Genomic DNA, 19,566 nt, shown 5'->3' on the forward strand with positions numbered 1-19,566 from the left:
GGAAAATTAGGGGCACCATCCTTGCATCCTCACCGAATTACAGAGGGCGACCCGACCCAATTGAGACGACGAACCTTGCTCATTTATATAAGCGGGTCGCCCCGACAAGCGCCGATATTACCAATGATCAATGACCAATGAGCAAATAATCTAAATCCAAGAATCGAACCACATTCGCAGTTGATGACCCCCAGGAGATAGAGGTAAACCTAAATAAATCGGCAACCAAAAGACAAATGCCAACAGAATTAAACTGATAACCGTTATTGACGCAATTTGCCAAAACTCTTGCTCTCGATGTAGCCAACGGTCAACCAGCCAAGCTAACCCTAACCCAGAAAACACAGAAGCGCCCATATAGTGGTATAAAAATGTACAGCGACTCACCCCAACCCAAGGTAATAACTGAGCCAGCCAGTTAAGCCCTAAATAGAGACTAATATAATTCACCGTTGTGGGTGGAAAATATCCCCACATTCCTGACCAAAGACGCTGTAGCAACAGCAACAGTAACAATAAAATTGCTGCTGTTGATAGCCACCAAAGGATAGGATTTCCCATAGCATGGACATCATAAATCACCTGACCATATCCCTTGGGTAACGGAGGGTAAGCCGGGACTTGTTCGCGGTTATTCTGAGCAGTTTGGTAAAAGTAAGCCACAGGTCGCAGCATAATCAGCCAAGTGTACCATTTAGAACAGTAGGGATGAACATCGGGTCCGCTGCCGATTTTTTCGTGAAACGTCAAAATTCTATAGTGGGCTTCCCAAAACCCGGGTTGGGGATTCATGATTAGGTGTGGAATCCAGAGCAAGCTATATGTTAGTGCTGGAATTAGAGCAAAATGCACTAAAAATTGAATCCCGTTTAATTGAGTTAGATTAACTAAGGGAGTTTTAAGTGTTGAGTGTTGAGTGTTGACCCTTCGCTTCGCTGTAGTGCATGGTTTGTAGGGGCGGGTTTCACTACTATCGTCTCTTTTTGACCTAGATGCAAATAAACCCGCCCCAACCCAAGGTTTAAATTTTGAACTATCTCCTCTCCACTGAAGCAACCAACCCATCCCCCACAGGAGGTAAACCCCGAATAAAAACCATAAACCATTCCATTTAATACAAGCAGATGCGCCGAAAAAAGCCCCGGATAATGCCAAAATTATCCAGCGTTTTGACTGGGGTTGACTGAGTGCGATTAACAAATATAAATTACCCAATAATCCGAAAATAACCAAATAAACATTATTCAGCGCGTAGCGAGACTCAACTAAAAATAGACCATCTGCCCCGGCTAAAAAAGCGGCAATTAACGCATAGCTGCGACGCCGATTAAGCTGATAGGCAATCCCGGCGACAACTAAGGGGATAAACGAACCCGTGAGCGCATTCAGCCAACGATAACTCCATGTAGATCGCAATGAACCCGCCAAACCATTCATGGACTGCTGATCCCAGGGAATATGAGAACCCAGCCACATCCCGATCGCGATAATATATTGACTCAAGGGCGGGTGGGCATTGAAAAAGTCTGTTCCCGTTAAGTAATTATTGGCAAATTTGGCATAATATACCTCGTCAAATACCAAAGCATTAAATCGACCCAAGCCCCAAAATCGGAGCAGGGATGAGGCTAAAAAAATAGCCGCTAAGCCAAAATGGAACCAATAGTTTGATAAGGTTAATGATTTGTTATTTAAAATCATATAATATCAGGTGAATCGGGTTGGTATTAGATCCCCAACTTCTTTAAGAAGTCGGGGATCTGGTGGGGAGTTCACCCCGCTTCGCTAACGCTAACATCTACTCCATATCTCATTCTGAGAAAGGAGTAAGCTAATAGTAGGGCATCTCAGGGGACAGTTATGAGTCATCATGATCCTTCTGGACAACCAAGGAGACAGTTAGGAGTTCTGGCTAAATTCTTTAAATTTGATCGATACCAAACCACGATCCGCATAGAACTATTGGCAGGGTTCACCACCTTTATGACAATGGCTTATATTTTGGTTGTGAATCCGGGCATTTTATCCGATGCCATTTTTTTACAAGCATCAGGAGATTTGTTTAATGAATTAGTCATCGCCACAGCACTTTCTGCGGCAATTGCTACCCTAGTTATGGGATTGTGGGCGAATTACCCCCTTGCCCTTGCCCCCGGTATGGGACTTAATGCCTTTTTTACCTACTCGGTGGTATTGGGATTAGGCATCGACTGGCGGATTGCCCTTTCTGCTATCTTAATCGAAGGGTTGATTTTTATTGCCCTAACGTTGTCAAATGTGCGTCATTTAATTGTCAAAGCGATTCCCGATTGTCTGAAACAGGCAACGGCGGCTGGAATTGGCTTATTTATCGCCTATATTGGCTTAAGTGGGGCGGGGATTATCGCCGCTGATGCGGTGACGAAAACGAAGTTAGGGGATTTGAGTCAACCTTCGACATTAATTGCGATCGCGGGTATCCTGATTACCTCGGCATTTGTCGCCCGTCGCCTCACGGGGGCGCTGCTATGGGGGATTTTGGCAACGGCGGCGCTAGCCTGGATTCTCGGCGTGTCTCCGTTACCAGAGGGGATCATTGGTGTTCCTGAGTTACCCGTGGATTTAGTTGGGGTTGCGATCGCGGAAGGTTTGGCGATTGGATTGATTACATATTCTTTAATTAAAGGGTTTCAGGGGAAAGTCGATGAAGTCGCGATCGCGGTGTGGGTTTTGGCGGGGATTTTTGTGCTACGTTTTATCGTGATGGCGATGAATATTGGGGGTTAGATAGAGCTTTACGACTAATCCTTATGGTTACTAGCCATGCTAGTAGGGTAGGACTAATTTACTAAAAACCATAGCTTAGTCATTGCTTCTGAGCAATATCGTTTGCTTTTTCGGCTTCTATAAGACGAATTGCCAGTAAAATTTCAGCTAACATTCGCTGGAGAGCATAATACCAGCCAGCCCATCCGTCTAGAATTCCTCCCTTCAAAATTAGGCAGTAAAAGAGGATAATAAAAGGAGCAATGATTTTTTTCAGTCGGATGCGATCACCAATACTTAGTTCACTAGTCGGTGTTTCTATTAATTTCTGGGTTTCAAGGATCATATATCGATCCTGCGAGTTTATCCATCGGCTCAGCGGTTTACGGTCATCGTGGTAAATGGAGGATAAAAGTTGACCAGAACGACCATTCAAGTGTAGCTTTTGTGTATGTCCATCATCAAAATAAAATGCTTTTTCTAGTCTGAACAGAACTAAGCGAGGCGGAAGCAATGTTCCTCGAAGTGGCTTACCAAAAACACAATATTTGAAACAGGCAAAGTAGCCATCTACTACTGAGTTATCCGCTAAATGATCGAGTTCAGAAATAAATTCGTCAGTAATTCTATAATCAGCATCTAGGGATAGAACCCAGTCAGTCTTGACTTGCTCTAAACCGTAGTTCCATTGATTGGCAAATGTATCGAATTTCCTTTGAAATACCTGGACTTGCGGATAGGTTTTTAACTTTTCCACGGTTTCATCATTGCTGTAACTATCAATGACTATAATGATCTCAAATAAATTTAGCTTTTGAAGCGTTCTATGGATATTATTTTTTTCATTAAATGTAAGGAGTAAGGGGGTTATATTTTCTATCATTACCACTACTTCATTTTAGTTTTGGCAATAACATATCATAGATTTCCAAAGATAAGGCAATCTTCCTGCAAATTTAAATCGAATATCTTTAAAACCTTGTTCCTCTAGCATTTTCGTCAGGGTAGCAACAGAAAAAAATTTGATATGTCCGCCATCCCACAAAACAGTAAAGTGCTGATCGAGCTTTCCTAATACTGCAAGAGTCAGATTTTTGAGATAGCCGTGATAAGGTGTAGTTACAATTAGCTGTCCTTTCGGTTTTAGATACTTCTTTGCCGATCTTATTAACTCTTTGGGATAAAGTAAGTGTTCAATAACTTCACAAGAGATGACGATATCAAATGAACTAGACAATTCTTTATACGGTAAATTGTAAATACTGGCTTGGATGAAGTGGCAATGAGGATAGCTCAGACGAGCAAATTTTATACCTGAACTCGATTCATCTACTCCAACAACTTCATATCCTTGCTGTGAAATTAGGTGACTGAGACTGCCGTTACCACAGCCAAGATCGAGAACACGTAAGGGATGCTGGTTAGGTCGTTTTTGATCGGCAATGACTTTTATGAGGGGTTTAATTAAGTAAGTATGATGATGATCGGGATGACTGTTTTGATAAGGATATTCATAGGAGTTCTTACTTGTCGGCATAACTTTAGACAAACTGTGTTAATCAAAATTCGGAAGTGGCTCTTTATTCAAAATACTTTTATAGACTTCGCTCAGATTTGAGGCAATTGAACCCCAGCTATATTGCTTCAGAATTAGCTGACGAGCGCGATCGCGCCGCTGTTTAGTCTGTTGACAATTGTTTAAGTCTTCTAAACATTTTTGGAGTGACCTCGCAATTGTAGCAGTCTCCAACGCAGTAATACAACCAAGTTGGTACTGTTCCACAACAGGAGCCAAAGGTACACCAGGCGTGATCACGATCGCTAAACCTGCGGCGATTGCCTCCAATACCGCTAAACCAAAACTCTCTGAGTGAGACGTGAGCGCGAAGATATCAGAACCTTGCAGCAGTAGTTCTTTCATCTCACCCTGAACGAATCCTACACGATGGGTGCGATCACTGATTCCTACCGCCAATAGCTGAGCCTCGATTTGGCTTTCATAATCCGGAGAACCACTTCCGGCTAAGACAAAGGTAAAACGTTGGTTTTTTATTGCTCCTAATGCTGAAATGAGATAATCTAATCCCTTTTTATAGTGCAGGCGGGACATAAACAAAATAATCGGCTCATCAGCAGGAATCTGTAGCCGTTGTCGCAAAAGCTGTCGCGCATCAGGGATGGGAGTTGGTACAGATACACTGAAGGGTAGGATAAAACTAGGTGGTTTTAGAGCCAAGGGAGCCGCTTCTCGCTGTTCTTGAAGGGTGGTAAACTCCAAAGCTTGACTGTGATTGAGATTAGCTCGTTCGATGAGATCTAAATAAATTTGTTTTTTCCAAGCACTTTGCTGTAACGACCAAGTACAAAGCAATCCTAGAGGACGAACAAGATAAGGAACCTTCTTCAGACGGGCAATTACCATGGCTGTTGTGCAGGGATAGGAAAACAGAGCATGGATATGCAGGAGGTCATATTCTGAGATATTTTGCCATAACCAGGTCGTAAGTTGGCTAGAGGCAGCAAATTCTCGCAAGGTAGTAATCGGTGGGGAGACGCGAGGAAAAAACCTGATGGGAACTTGTTGATACTCCGTGAGTTGGCAAAGAGGGATATCGAGGAGATCAACTCCATTATCATTGGTTGTGACAACTTCTGCATGAATACCCCTATCTAGTAATGCCTTGACAATATCGAGTAGGGCTTGACTGGGACCTCCCCGAACTGGACTAACAGAAGGAATAACGTGGAGAACTTTCACTGGCAAATCCTTAATGTTTCTTCTATTGCATGATTAAATCTATTAACTCCCTGCGTTAAGGAATGCTGATAGACGCTCATTTGGGCAGCCTGAGAACGCTCTTGCAATTGAGTTGAAGACAGTAGAGTAGCTTGTCTCATCGCCTGGTAAAGAGCTTCTTTATTATTCGCTGGAATTAGCCATCCATTTTTGTTATTCGCGATCAATTCCAAAGCAGCACCTGTACGATTTGTACCGATTACAGGTAAACCTGATGCTAAACCCTCAGGTACAACCAAAGCCCAGCCATCATATCGAGACGGTACACAAAGAATATCTGCGGATTTGTAAAAATTAGGGAGCTCCTCCCAAGACTGAAACCCTAAAAATTGCACTCGCTCTCTGTATCTGGAAAGTTGCTTTTCTAACCAAGAACGTAGATTTCCTTCACCCATGATAGTTAGCTTGACAAATGGAAATTCATCAGCCAGTCGGCTAAAAGCTGATGCCAATAAATCTACTCCTTTACGGTGGATTAGGGAACCAGAATACAGAAAGCAGCGAGATTCTTTATTAAAGTAGTTAGTATCTCTAGACAAGCTGAATCGGTTCAAATTAGAAAAATAGGGGATATTAAAATACTGACGATAGCTGCCAAATTCCCGGCGATATTGCTCCACTGCCCAATTCCCAATCCCCCAAATTGGCACATTAGATCGGTGGAGGGTGGACAATTTCCACTTTCTGTAGTGATAAGCTAACCAACCCAGTTGGCGATATCCAGTCCGCTCTCCCCAGAAGCACCACGCTTTTTGGCTATTAGCACGACGTTCAATCATTTGTCTAATTGCAGGATGCTGATAATAGTTAAAAATAACTAAATCAGCGGCATTCATTAAAGACTCAGCCGTTGCATAATTTTTGATATCATCATCTAGTATGATGTAAGAATGCCATAATTTTGGTGCTTGCCAAAAACGAGAAAGTGAATCATTGGATTTGGGATAAATATAAACTATATATAAATCGCAATAGTTTTTGTCGGCAATACCATTAAATAATTCCACTTGATAAGGTGAGGGAATGTAAGTTACAATAAGCAATCGTTGTTTTATTGTCATTACTTTATTTTTTTGAGCCAAATTAATGATTGTTTTATTTTTTGTTTATAGGGAAAATTACCCATGTTATAAACATCCAAGCTAGCAGAGCATAACTCATAAGAACGAGATCAAGCATAGATCGCATACCTGCGAATAAAGCCATGGCTGACAAACTGTAAACTAGAGGAGCAGCGGATTCTGAATATCGAATTAGCAATAGGCTAGTAATACTGGCTAAACGTCCATAAATCCATCCTCCAAACAAAACACCGAGCCAACCTGCACTAAGATACCATTCCCCAATCACCGAGCTTGACAGGGAAACCCCTTTCATGCCTACTGCTTTTGTTAAATCAAAACCCGGATCGACTGGCTTACTAGACCAGAGAACCCTAGGAATAGGTCTGACTAGGACAAATATTATTTGTTTATGATAAATATAAGAATGAGATGCCGGAACAATGTCGATAATTTGACTGAGCCTGAGAAAATTATCATCGACATGAAGATGTTCATACTGTAGCTCTTTGGGCTGATTTTTAAATAATTTTTTAAATCCAGTATTTCTATACTCTAACATATACTGCATGGAAAACAGGAGCAAAAAAATACTGAAAGCTAGTACGATTAGATGACGAATTTTTAAGTGATGTTGTTCAAGTATCCAACAAATAATAGATGCCCCAAAAATCACTCCAATAATGCGTCGATTACCGCCTTGAGCATAAAATGCTGCCATTATTAGGGATAGAGTAATTGAGACAATGACTCGATGATCTAACCAACGACTTCTCAACGCCAATAGGATAGTCAGAGTTGGTAATAAATATCCAAAATAAGCCATGTGATCTAGGAAGGCATCCCAGCCTCCTAATTGTCCTCTTGTCCAAGGTGCGTTCCAGCGATTTTGACCAAGATAGTAAATCATGACTAACGGGTTAAAACCACTCGGATAAGCAAACCTGAAGATACCTAGAGCGAAAAATATTAGAATGAGCCTAAAAATTGTTTTGGGATTCAAGTGGTGTGTCGCTGCTTTACTCAAAAGTTTAGGCAATTTTCTTGGACGAGATAAAGCAGCTATCCAAATGCCAATGACAAACAAACCGATAGCGATAAACGCACTTTCTATGGCTTCTTTGTCTACTTGGACTAAAGCGTAAGCGCCTTGGAGTAAATCCAACAACAACCAGTAAACAGGTGCTAAAACCAGTAGATGCTCTGCTCGTAACGCCGTCTGGGGATTACGAAGGCTAGCTAGAGTTGGCGCAATTAAAAGACCTATTGTCATCGCTGTGGCTGATGGCATTAGATTGCCAGCCGGATAGGGATTTTCAGGGATAAGTAGAAGGGCAACTACTGTACCAATTGCTGTCCCAGCTATGCCAAGCGTCGGGTATAGAGGGTATTTCTTGGCTAAGAGGGAAGAAACTGGGATGGTAAAAGGATAATCGACTTGCATAGAGATTTCATATAAACGGCAATAGCGTTCGAGTGATATAGTGCTTATCTTGCCTGTGAGATACGCCCATCCGTCGGGGCGCAAGGCTTGCGCCACAAAAGATATACCGCATCAGACCGGAAATTGCTATAGATAGTTTAACGATAAGAAGAGGTAAATCATTTTATCCAATGGCATGAGCTAGGGATTTGAGATGCTGATGTAACTGTGACAAACTAAACATAGACATATCAGTAGCTGCCCTAGAAAAGGCTTGAAGTTGCTGCGGATTATACAAGCAGAATTCCAAGGCTTGGGCGATCGCTTCCCCACTTATTTCCGGTAAGATGATCCCGTTTACTTGATCTTTCACAACTTCACCACAAAATCTGGATGCAATAATCGGCAGTTTCCAGGCTTGGGCTTCTAGCTGAGTCAGACCAAAACCATCAGAGAGAGTGGGAAACAGGAAAACATCTGCTTGCTTATAATAGTGGGCGGTGGTATGCCGGGGAACTGCACCGAGGTACTGAATGTGTTTGTGAATTTTAGCTTGTTTATCAATACTTGGAGAACCCACTAACCAAAATTCTATCGGCTGGTGGCATAACAAGTCAGCCGCTTCTAGTAGCGCGACAATGCCCTTACGCAAAATTATTTGACCCAAAAATAACACTCGCAGGGGACGTCGTTCTGAGAAACGTGGGGGATAAATGCGAACAAAATCCATCGCTGTATCAGGGAGTTCATAGGCAAGTGGAATAATGTCGATTTTTTTAGCCGAGACACCTGCTTGCTGTAAAGATTGACTTGACCAAGGGGAGTTGACTACAACTCGGTCAGCCAATAAGCATTCTTCTTTCCAGTGAATCCAGTAGTGAGAGGGTGCAGATTGCCAGTTGGGCTGATAGGTGGGATATTTTGCATATTCTGCCTGAACGAATGTTTCCTCAACTAGACCCGGATCGATTTGACCTAATATAGTGTACCAACCTCTAATTTTGGCATAGCGAAATAGTTCTAATGCCGCATAACTGTAGGCAAATAGGATAGGACGAGAGTTGAGAGGAAGAGTGATAGTCTTTAATCGCTGGATGGCTTTTTGTTGAAACCAGCTATTACGAGCGATAATGCGTTTCCATTCTGACGTTTTTTGTAGGCGTTGCGCCAGTTCAAAGCGAATCAAAGATCCAGTGAAAGCTTGAACGGAGGCTTGGGTTAAGTCAGGATGGAAGCGATCGCGTAAATTAGCGAAAAGAGATTGAGGCAGTTGGTTCAGGGGAGATTGAGGTAAGATCCAGGCATCTGTGATTAGATGGGCAAGTTGTCCAACTTGGTGTAATGCGCGTGGAATCGCGTAGTGTTCGCGAGCTCCTAGTTGACAGCAAATCCAGCAGGGTAAGTTTTCAGACATTTACTTTTAATCATCTATATCATTTGGCTTATGAGCTTCCAGGCAAATGGAAAATTCAGGCCAACGCATCAGCTTTGTCAACCTAGAGTCCACCAGGGGAGGTAAAATCCGTAGAGGCAAAATAAACCCCCAGCCTATTAAAGGATGAATTTTTGATAAAGTTCGCATAATAAATGTAATTTTTTGGCTTAAAAATCCACTGCAAAAAGATACTGAATCAACAACTAAACCTGATTGTAGACAAAGGTTTATCAAATCTTGTGTGGTATACCCTTTTCGGACATGCCATCCAGTCTCAATTTGTAAAAATGGTCCCTTATCCATTGCGGTAATAGGTTTATAGTGATAATTAGGAGTTGTCAAGAAAAGCTTTCCACTTTTTTTCAAACACCTAGCAATATCTATCATAAGTTTTTGATCATCAATAATATGTTCAATAACCTCAAAACATATTGCTACATCAAAACTAGAAATTAAATCTTGGCGACAATCGAGTTGACGAACGTCTAATACTTCAAATTTAGCAGAAGTTGTCCTACAGAGTAAAGATCGCTGACTAGCTACTGATTGATTTCTTTCATCCCAACTCAACCCTAAGGCTTCGTACCCTTGTATAGCAGCACCAATGGTGAAAGCACCTGTACCACAGCCTACATCAATTAGTTTTTCTGCAGTAGAAGTTGGCGGTAATCTTTTCTTTAACCATAACCATCGGTCTAGTACCAGTGTATCTCCATGAATCAAAGTTGCCGGAAAGCCAAATAGTTTAACTAATATAGATTTCATAAAATTTTTATTCGATGAGGAATAGATAGTAATTTTATAACGGCAAAATCAGAAGCTATAGCTCCATGGAAATCGCTTTAGCTAATCTATTATACAGGCTCCATGTGATGTTCTTTAGGGACAATGTATTTTTGAATTAGTTGCTTCATTCGGTGTTTGAGCTGATAGCTGATATGGGTAAAGATTCTAAGTATCTATACAGACGAATAGGTAAAACTTGCCGCTCATGCCAGGTCAATATACCCTGTTGAATTCCAGAAACTAAACCTATCAAATGAACCAGAGGTATTTTAGTTTTTAGAGATAGTTTTATGTAGCTACCACATGCTCTAGCTATTTCTAGGGGAAGTAGAGGTATTGGGGTATGCAAAAAGTGAGACCAGATACGATTTTGAGTTCCATAAAAACCCTTGACTCTAGAGTCTTGAACATTAGAATTAGCCCAGTGATAAACCCGACAGGCTGGAAATGCATGAACCTCATAGCCAGCACTCCAAATTCGCAAACAGAGTTCTGGTTCTTCGCCATAATAAAAAAAATTGCTGTAATATCCACCCATCTCCATAAAAATACTCTTGCGAATTAATGCTGCACACGCCATGTAAGATAAGCAAGGATAAGGAGAAGTTTCCTGAATTGGTTTTGGATTGAAGCTATCCACCACGGGAAAAGATAAAACGGCTACTTTTGGATGATCATCCATGTATTTAATCGCTAGTTCTGGACCGATTTCATCGACGAAACATGAATCATCATCAAGACTAAATATATAGTCAAAAGGCGCTGAACAATTGCTAATGTTACGGTTGAGAGCTGCTCCATAATTTCTGGGATTGCGAATCAGGCAATAGGCAGAGTTAGAAATACTTTGCCAATAATCGTCTGAAACAGTGTTACTTGCATCATCGTGAACCCAAACTGGGTATTTTGCCCAACTTTCATTCTCTTGTAGGTGAACAAAAAGTTTTTTTAAGTCTTGCTCTCGATTTCGGGTTGTAATCACTATTCCTGCTTTTTGATTCACGTCTATCACCTAAGTTCATGATTTTTTTCAGCAGCGTGAAGGTATCTACTGTCGATTCTAGTAAAAGACGATAAGTAGGTTGGTGGAAATAAACTTAACTAGATTAAGTGATGTAAACAAGCCTCAAACCCTTACTGTTCCCTGTTCCCTGTTCCCCGTTCCCTAATCTCCACCGCTAACTTTAATTGTGTCCATCTACTTATTGCCTTGACCCTAGTGAGATGTCCAACTGGAATATAGCAGTTCTCAAGTGTTAATGGCATAACTAAATTTCGGGGCGCAAGCCTTACACCCTCACATAAGCACCCCATTCATTTGAGGAATGCTATATTTTATTAATTTTTTTATCATCCATGATATGTTGTTATATATGTTGATAAACAGGTCTTAGGATGTTATGATAACACACTAACTTGGTGGACGGGCGAAAAATACTATAAAATCAATTGCCGGAGTGGGTATAGTATAAAACCATTGTCCAGCAACTGTTCGATGATATTCTAAATTTCAAACCCGCCCTTACAGTTATGTTAAATTTATACCCTAACCAGCTTGACCTGATTATAGCTTATTACTCTAGCATCAAGAATGTCTCAAATTCAAGGTCTAATGTCGGATAGGAAGTTAACACTAGGTTGGCAGTCATGGTTATTGCGAGGTTGGGGGAGAACCCTACGTCTGGTTCCCAAAGGTCGATATACCCTATTTCATGCTGGGTGGAAAACTTTAGGTTCTCCTGATAGGTTTATTGGCGAGTTACATGGAATCCCCTTTGTTGTAGATACCCTAGACAGGTACACATCAGTACAAATGTTTTTATGGGGGTGTTATGAACCTGCGGTCACATTAGTTTTTCTTTCGCTCCTTGCTCCTAATGTTTGCCTCATGGATATAGGTGCAAATAAAGGTTATTTTAGTTTGTTGGCAGCGCAACGAGTAGGTTCACAAGGTCGAGTCTTTTCCTATGAGCCATCACCACGCAATATTGAGGATCTCGTTGGAACGCAAAAACTATCGAAATACCAGCATTGGCAAATAATTCCACTAGCAATTTCTTCAAGCACCGGCTCTGTAAAGTTTCAGGATTATGGACTTGAACAAGGTCACTCAGGTTGGGGTACAGTTAGTACATCTGGCTCTTTAAATGTTCGTGCATCAACTGTTGACTCGGAATTAGAACGGTTATCAATCAAGCAGGTAGATCTGTTAAAAATGGATATCGAAGGACACGAAATTGAAGCCATCAAAGGCATGGTAAATTCTTTGTCCCACCACCGAATCCGTCATGTGTTAATTGAACTTCACTTAAGTACGTTCTCTCCAGATGACCTAGCTAAATTAATAACCCAGTTTTCGGATTTTGGTTATCGAGGCAGTTATATCCGTGAGGATAATGTGTCAATACATCAATGTCTTCGCGCTTTATACCAACAAGATACAGTTGATGCTTCTAAGGTATTACAGCCATTAGAGCCATCGAAAATTATGGATGACCGGATTCATGTGCTGTGGTCAGTTAGCTAATTTAGTCATTCGATAATTTATGCCATTCTTCTCAACCATTATTCCCGTGTTTAACCGGGCGAATCTAATTGAGTTGACCCTTAATTCGGTATTAAACCAAGAGTTTGATGATCAGGAGATCATTGTTGTTGACGACGGTTCGACAGACAATACTCTTGATGTTTTGGCGGGTTACGGTGACCAGATAAAGGTGCTTAAACAGGAAAACAAGGGACCGGGTGCAGCTCGAAATTTGGGAATTCATCATGCCTGCGGCAAGTATATCACGTTTTTAGATAGTGACGATCTATGGTTTCCTTGGACACTGTCTACTTACGCGCAGGTAATTCATCAACATCGCTTGCCAGCTTTTATCACTGGAACAGAATCTCACCTTTTGGATGAAGATGAAATGTATTCTGTTTGTCCGTTACCTCTTCAGGCAAAATATTTTCCTGATTACTATGCATCAAGTCAGCAACCTTTGTGGATTGGTACTTGTGCCGCAGCAATCCGTTCAGACGTTTTACGTGAAGTGGCAGGATTTACGGAAAAACGGATTAATGCTGAAGATTCTGATCTTTGGTTGAAACTGGGAATTGCCCCAGGTTTTGTTTATATTCATTCACCACCTGTATTTATTTATCGTCGCCATGGAAATAGTGCTACAGCTAATCGGGCTCAAACCTATAGGGGAAGCTATTATTTAATTAACCAAGAAAGGAACGCTCAATATCCAGGAACAAAGATACGAAAAATAGAACGGATCAAGATTTTGACTCGCCACCTGAGACCAGTGAGTCTAGAATGCTTGCGTCAAGGTGACATAAAAAAAGGAATGAAATTGTATAGAGACACCTTGCTCTGGCACATTCAGTTAATGCGTATACGTTACCTGCTAGGATTACCCCTGATAGCTATCTTTCTCTGGTTTCGATATATGCTCCAACGGCAACTTAACTATAAACTGTAATCAGGAATATCAGAGGAAAATTAATGAGATTTCACGCAATCCTTTTAGTGAGAGACGAAGCTGATATTATTCAGCAATCCCTGAAACACACCTTAAAATGGTGTGATGCCGTTTATATTTATGATACAGGTAGTACAGATGATACCTGGGAGATCATTCAAGATTTGGCTCGGCAAGATTGCCGCATCGTACCATTCCAGAAACAACCGACTGTTTTTAGCAAGGGTCTCAGAGCTTTTGTTTTTTCCAAGTTTCGCGATCGCGCCGCAGAAGGTGATTGGTTTATCCGTCTTGATGCCGATGAATTTTACCATATTCCCCCGCCAGAATTTGTTCGCACCAAACTGGAGAAACATGAAACTTGTGTCTACAATCAAAGCTATGATTTTCGGTTGACCACTAAGGATGTGGCGGATTGGGAATCGGGACGTGAAACAGTGGCTGATAGACAACGCCCGCTCCAAGAGCGTCGGCGTTTCTTTGTTCCCTTGAAAATTTCCGAACCGCGTATGTTTCGTTATCGGGAGACGATGCAGTGGTCACCCGATTGTTCTTTTCCTTATAATGCCGGATATGTGGCACAGGAAAGAATCCCTATTCGCCATTACCCTCACCGAGATCCTGTGCAGCTACAACGAAGATGTACTCTTCGTTCGATTATGGCAGCAACCTCACTCGACCCAGGACGACATTGGCTGACCGATGACTGGCGGCAATTAGTTGTAGACTGTAACACGGAAAATTTGCAATACTGGACACCTGAAACACCATTACCTGAATACCAATTTTTTAACCATTTAGCCCCCTTGCCTAAACGAGGGTTACAGCGATTTGCTCACGCCTTACTGTTACCCATTTTGGATCAGACAAGACCTCAGTTTCCCGGCAATTATCACCCCGAAAAGATGTCTACTGATATTACTCAACGTCTGCTCAAAGCCTTCTCAAAACAATGACCTGTCTGAGCTGAGGTATTTAAGATTAAGCCTTAAACAAGGATAAAGTCTGTATTCGTCAGACTGGGAGCGCCGGAAAGTGTTGCAAAATGACCACCTCCACCAAAACCGATGGTGTCCCCATTGGGATTGTAGAACAGTAACCCGTTAGTCGAGTTGTAGACAATAATTGCTGTGCTGATAGCAGCAGCAGCATTATCCGTAACTGAAGCAAATTCACCAGCACTTAGTTCGGAACTGGAACCTGTGAGTGCGGCAAAAGTTCTCTTAGACAACTGAATTGTGTCAGTACCACCCACAAAGTCAGCAATCCCATCGATGCCTGCTTGAGCAAAAGAGCTACCTGATAAGATAAAACTATCTTGACCATTGCCGCCAATGAGCTGATCATTACCGTTTCCCCCTACAAGAACGTCATCATTTTCTCCGCCCAGTATTCTGTCACTACCGTCTCCACCGATGAGGGTATCATTGCCATCGCCACCAACAAGACCATCATTACCTGTACCACCATCAATACGATCATTACCCGCTTCACCGTAGAGGGTATCGTTGCTTCCTCGTCCTTCCAGTCGATTGTTGCCAGCATTACCAATAATGGTATTGCGGAGGTTATTACCGATGCCGTTAATGTTATTGGTTCCAGTTAGGGTAAGGTTTTCAACATGGTTGGGTAAAAAATAGGTTAAATGGGAAAATACGAGATCTGTACCTTCCCCACTGTTTTCCTCAACCCGATCACTGGAATTTCCCAGAATGTATGTGTCATTACCAGCACCACCCCTGAGAGTATTAACTCCTGAACCTGCATCAAGGCGGTCATTTCCGTTACCGCCTTCTAGTATATCGTTGCCTCCAAAACCATAGAGTTCGTCATCGCCATCTAACCCTTGTAAAGTGTTAGAGTTGTTATTACCAATAAGAACATTCCTGAGATTATTGCCCGTGCCATTGATATTGCTTGCTCCAATCAGTGTCAGATCTTCTAGGTTATTGGGCAAGATATAGGTAGCAGTCGAAAAAACTCTATCGTTACCCTCTCCAACATTTTCAATAATTATATCATTAGGACTATCAACAATATACCGATCACTCCCCAATCCACCAATTAAACTATCATCCCCTAAACCTCCGTCAAGTAAATCACCGTTGTCACCACCTTCTAAGGTATCTGCTCCTGCCAAACCATACAGGTAATCAGCACCACCTAGACCTTGTAAGATGTTGTTGTTACTATTTCCTTCCAGAAAATTACTGAGTGCGTTGCCTGTGCCGTTAATGGCAAGGCTTCCAGTTAGAATCAGATTCTCTAAGTTAGATCCCAAGATATAGTTAATAGAAGAAAAAACGGTATCAAGACCTTCCCCAGGGTTTTCTTCAACTAGGTCATTGTCACTATCAACTACATAAGTGTCATTCCCTAAACCACCTCTAAGATTGTCATCTCCTGCTCCTCCGTCTAAGCGATCATCACCCTCACCGCCGTTGAGATTATCATCACCTGCTAATCCTTGTAAAGTATTGTTGCCGTTATTGCCTGTAATGGTGTTGGTGAGGTCATTTCCTGTACCGTTAGTATGGTTGGTTCCAGTTAAGAGCAATTGTTCTACATTAGCAGCCAGGGTATAGCTAACGGAAGCCTCAATTGTATCGATACCTTCATCGAGACGTTCGGAAACTCTATCATTAGGATTATCAACAATGTAGAAGTCATCACCCAGACCCCCCACAAGTCCATCGCTACCTAGACCGCCGTCGAGGGTATCATCGCCTCCAAGTCCATAGATCACATCATTGCCTGCTAATCCTTCTAGCAGATTATTTTCACCATTACCTATGATGGTATTTCTGAGGTCATTTCCTGTGCCGTTAATCGCTGTTCCAGTTAAAATGAGTTTATCGACATCATTACCCAAAATATAGTCAATGGATGAACGGACTTCATCAGCACCCTCTCCTGGATTTTCTATAACTTCGTCATCTGGATCATCAACGATGTAAATATCATTACCAAAACCACCGCTCATTTGGTCAGCACCTAAGCCACCATCCAGCACATCGTTACCATCCAATCCGCTCAGAATATCGTTCCCAGCTAAACCGAATAATAAATCATTAGCAGTCGTTCCGTCTAAAATGTCTGGCAGATTAGAACCAATTTTTGTCGCCATAATCGTTACCTATTAATATAAATGAACATTCAGTAAATACACTGATAGAAGTTGCCACCACTAGTTGTCGCTCTTGATGTGAGGTTTGTTTAATTCTGAAAAACCTAAAAATTATTATCAACCATAATAGATTAGCAATTTTATGGTTTTTTGGCTCACAATTATTTTATCCTTTACATTAATTCAATAATCTTCATGAAATCAATCCTATTTATTTAAGGATTTAAAAGTAAATTAAATTTTTTTAAAGAATATAGTTTTCATGTTTCTTGTAAACTGAGCTAAGCTTTCGGCAAGAGAAAAGCCAAATAACCTATAAATACAAATATAATTATTGGATATATTTGGATTAACTATCTCGAAATAATTATCTCTTGAAATTATTTTCTCAATAATAACATTTGCCCATTTGGGATTAAACAGCCAAATCAGTCTAGCACACTCAAAACGAGCTTGATTGATAGCATCCTGTCGCAACTGGCTTAGTTCATTTCTTGATTCAAGGTATTGCTCAATTTTATCTTTAATTTCTAACCTCCGACGATATGTTTCTGAAGAATCTTTTCGACATACTGTTAACTCACTCCAAGCTCTGTATACTGCTCCTGGTGTATCAAAATATTTAAAGTGTTTTTCTGCCATCAGTAAACGCAAATACAATTCATTTTCTTGGCAACAGTTTTGGTGTTCATTCCATCCCCCCACATCTACAATAGCTTCTTTCCGCCAGAGAGAGGCTCCAGTTTGAGGCAGATGCCATCTAGCAAGTAAAATCCAGGGATCATGAGGCGGAGGTTCAGTAATTTGATCTACCTTTTGCCAAGAATGATTATCCTGATGATATTCTACAATAACTGGGCTGTAAATGACATCTGCATCAGCAACTTCCCCTAAAAACTGGATCTGTTTTTCCACTTTGTCTGGTAAGAGATAATCATCAGCGTCTAAATACTGTAGCCATTCGCCAGTACTAAGCTCCAAAAGTCTGTTCCTGGCTGCATTTCCACCACGATTTAAACCCGTCTCCCAACGGATGCGATCGCTAAAAGTTTTGATAATCTCTAAACTACCATCAGTTGAACCATCATCAACTACAATTACCTCTTTGTGAGGATAAGTTTGATTCAATGCGCTTTCTATTGCGTCGGCAACCCATTGCTCTGCATTATAACAAGGAATTAGAAGACTAACTATAGGGTAATTTAACATGTGTTTATACCCATAAAAAACTAGATGTATCCAATTATTTTATCCAATAAATTATTCAAAAACAACTTGTCATTAATAATTAAATATAGTATTTTCTTATTCTTTTCTTTTTGTTCAACAGAGTTTATTAAAAATAAATTACACAAATATTTAAACAATTTCTTGTATCTTAGAATACCTGTAAAATGTAGTGAATGAAATGGAATGTCCAGCAAATCTGACCAGGCTATTTCACAAACATCTTTTGCCATTAACTTTTTTTTCTTATAAGAAATTGGTAGATTTAACATTAATTCAAAAAGCAGTCTAGAATTCATGGGATAGAGGCTAAATTTTGAAATTTGATCGCATGAGTACATTACTCTACCCATGCAGCATCCCAACCTCTGTTCAATATACATTAAATCAAGAATTGAAAAAATATTCAACTCGGGCAATTCTAAGAGCCAACTACTTAACTCTTGAATAAGAATTGGATGAACTTCCTTGTAGTTAAGGCGGATAAGTATATCTTGAGGATGAATTGATTTAGTATTATCGTCTTGATCTTGCCAATAAAAAGCTCGTCCTACTTCTCCAGCAAAACCTGTTAGAAGAACCCGATCTATATAGTTAGGAGGATTGACAACATAGTTTAAGTCAAAAATTTCTGCTAAAGTTTTAGAAATGACAATATCAGGTTGATTTGTATTGTTATTATAGGATGTACTAAACAAAATACTATCTACTAAATTGCGGGAACAAGCTAATAGCATTCGTGTATCTTTTCCCGATGTTAAATTTAAATGCAGTGGATAATGTTTAGCTATCGCACTAATATGATTTGTGATAATCGCAACAATGGATCTGATTGTATTATTATTTTTTTTGAAGTTACTACTAACTTGCTGGATATGTTTTTGAGGCCAGTGACGTTTAACGTGCCAGTTTTGTAAATCAATATAATGATTAGGCAAAAGTACTTTTACTTGCTTCAGAGGCGTTAAACTACAGGGATACCAATTTCCGCTGCTAGCCATCGCCTGTTTTATGATTTTTAGAGTTGATTCATCCTGACGAGTAATTTTTTTCTCTAAAAGATTAGGTGTTGAAGCGATGACTGGACGATCTAAAGAATAAACTGCTGATAAAGAACCAGATGCATCTAAATATAATCTTTTTATTTCATTAGTGAGAATAATCACTAAAAATCTACCACCTATTTTATTAAGCATTGACTCAATTAAATCAGTGTTTATTCCTTTATAGAGTCTGGTATCTAAGTATAAATGCTCGAAAAGTAAATTACTTTTTTGGGTCTCGATAGAATAGCCTAATATCCAGCCTAAGTGTTGATCATCTTCGTCTAATATAGGTAGCACAGGTAAGGACGGATGAGATGAAAGTAGCCAAGAATATTTTTCCTGTATATTCCATCCATCTACAATAAATTCTGCATTTTGCGTTAGGATAAACTGTCCTTTTGAAGAATCAAGATAATTATTAATCATTGTTTACTGCTCGG

15 protein-coding genes and 1 pseudogene are annotated in these 19,566 nt (G+C 40.6%); 4 read left to right on the forward strand and 12 right to left on the reverse strand.

The annotated features are described in order from the left end of the window. Positions 1 to 150 precede the first annotated feature (150 nt). Complete coding sequence (locus tag RIM23_RS25650; RefSeq protein WP_446370576.1) at positions 151 to 1,701, reverse strand: dolichyl-phosphate-mannose--protein mannosyltransferase; 1,551 nt, start codon at positions 1,699 to 1,701, stop codon at positions 151 to 153. A gap of 159 nt (positions 1,702 to 1,860) precedes the next feature. Between RIM23_RS25650 and RIM23_RS25655 the strand changes: the two are divergent. Beyond that, positions 1,861 to 2,634 (forward strand): annotated as a pseudogene (locus tag RIM23_RS25655) (solute carrier family 23 protein); the annotation flags it as partial. A gap of 211 nt (positions 2,635 to 2,845) precedes the next feature. Here RIM23_RS25655 and RIM23_RS25660 read toward each other — a convergent pair. The 8 genes from RIM23_RS25660 to RIM23_RS25695 form a co-directional block, all read right to left on the reverse strand. Continuing rightward, the gene (locus RIM23_RS25660) at positions 2,846 to 3,628 is read right to left on the reverse strand and encodes a glycosyltransferase family 2 protein (protein ID WP_446370578.1); all 783 of its coding nucleotides are present in this window, start codon (positions 3,626 to 3,628) and stop codon (positions 2,846 to 2,848) included. Between the two features lie 15 nt (positions 3,629 to 3,643). Next, positions 3,644 to 4,282 (reverse strand): class I SAM-dependent methyltransferase, encoded by a 639-nt coding sequence (locus RIM23_RS25665; RefSeq protein WP_446370580.1) that lies wholly within the window; start codon positions 4,280 to 4,282, stop codon positions 3,644 to 3,646. A gap of 18 nt (positions 4,283 to 4,300) precedes the next feature. Beyond that, positions 4,301 to 5,503, reverse strand: a complete 1,203-nt coding sequence (locus tag RIM23_RS25670; protein ID WP_446370582.1) for a glycosyltransferase — start codon at positions 5,501 to 5,503, stop codon at positions 4,301 to 4,303. Then, positions 5,500 to 6,603: a glycosyltransferase family 4 protein gene (locus RIM23_RS25675; RefSeq protein WP_446370584.1), complete on the reverse strand. Its 1,104-nt coding sequence runs from the start codon at positions 6,601 to 6,603 to the stop codon at positions 5,500 to 5,502. The genes RIM23_RS25670 and RIM23_RS25675 overlap by 4 nt, the downstream gene beginning before the upstream one ends. Before the next feature lie 34 nt (positions 6,604 to 6,637). Beyond that, positions 6,638 to 8,143: an O-antigen polymerase gene (locus RIM23_RS25680; protein ID WP_446370586.1), complete on the reverse strand. Its 1,506-nt coding sequence runs from the start codon at positions 8,141 to 8,143 to the stop codon at positions 6,638 to 6,640. A 67-nt stretch (positions 8,144 to 8,210) separates the two neighbouring features. Then, a complete protein-coding gene (locus RIM23_RS25685; protein ID WP_446370588.1) occupies positions 8,211 to 9,440 on the reverse strand; it encodes a glycosyltransferase family 4 protein in 1,230 nt (409 codons plus the stop codon). A gap of 6 nt (positions 9,441 to 9,446) precedes the next feature. Beyond that, entirely contained in the window at positions 9,447 to 10,226 is a 780-nt protein-coding gene (locus RIM23_RS25690; RefSeq protein ID WP_446370590.1) for a class I SAM-dependent methyltransferase, read from the reverse strand. 145 nt (positions 10,227 to 10,371) lie between these two features. Then, positions 10,372 to 11,250 carry a glycosyltransferase family 2 protein gene (locus RIM23_RS25695; RefSeq protein ID WP_446370592.1) on the reverse strand — a complete coding sequence of 293 codons (879 nt, stop codon included), beginning with the start codon at positions 11,248 to 11,250 and terminating at the stop codon, positions 10,372 to 10,374. 588 nt (positions 11,251 to 11,838) lie between these two features. Between RIM23_RS25695 and RIM23_RS25700 the strand changes: the two genes are divergently transcribed. Genes RIM23_RS25700 through RIM23_RS25710 form a run of 3 tightly spaced genes read left to right on the forward strand, consistent with a single transcriptional unit; the run spans position 11,839 to position 14,682 of the window. Beyond that, entirely contained in the window at positions 11,839 to 12,774 is a 936-nt protein-coding gene (locus RIM23_RS25700) for an FkbM family methyltransferase (RefSeq protein ID WP_446370594.1), read from the forward strand. Positions 12,775 to 12,793: 19 nt separating this feature from the next. Further along, a complete protein-coding gene (locus RIM23_RS25705) occupies positions 12,794 to 13,726 on the forward strand; it encodes a glycosyltransferase family 2 protein (RefSeq protein WP_446370596.1) in 933 nt (310 codons plus the stop codon). 23 nt (positions 13,727 to 13,749) lie between these two features. Continuing rightward, complete coding sequence (locus RIM23_RS25710; RefSeq protein ID WP_446370598.1) at positions 13,750 to 14,682, forward strand: glycosyltransferase family 2 protein; 933 nt, start codon at positions 13,750 to 13,752, stop codon at positions 14,680 to 14,682. A 32-nt stretch (positions 14,683 to 14,714) separates the two neighbouring features. Here RIM23_RS25710 and RIM23_RS25715 read toward each other — a convergent pair whose 3' ends face one another. From RIM23_RS25715 to RIM23_RS25725, 3 genes are all read right to left on the reverse strand, one after another. Continuing rightward, a complete protein-coding gene (locus RIM23_RS25715; RefSeq protein WP_446370600.1) occupies positions 14,715 to 16,853 on the reverse strand; it encodes a calcium-binding protein in 2,139 nt (712 codons plus the stop codon). 234 nt (positions 16,854 to 17,087) lie between these two features. Continuing rightward, entirely contained in the window at positions 17,088 to 18,062 is a 975-nt protein-coding gene (locus RIM23_RS25720; protein ID WP_446370602.1) for a glycosyltransferase, read from the reverse strand. A 20-nt stretch (positions 18,063 to 18,082) separates the two neighbouring features. Next, positions 18,083 to 19,552: a hypothetical protein gene (locus RIM23_RS25725; RefSeq protein WP_446370604.1), complete on the reverse strand. Its 1,470-nt coding sequence runs from the start codon at positions 19,550 to 19,552 to the stop codon at positions 18,083 to 18,085. Positions 19,553 to 19,566: the final 14 nt, after the last annotated feature.

Origin of the sequence: Coleofasciculus sp. G3-WIS-01, from assembly GCF_040223135.1 — a bacterium.
Taxonomy (GTDB): domain Bacteria; phylum Cyanobacteriota; class Cyanobacteriia; order Cyanobacteriales; family Coleofasciculaceae; genus Coleofasciculus.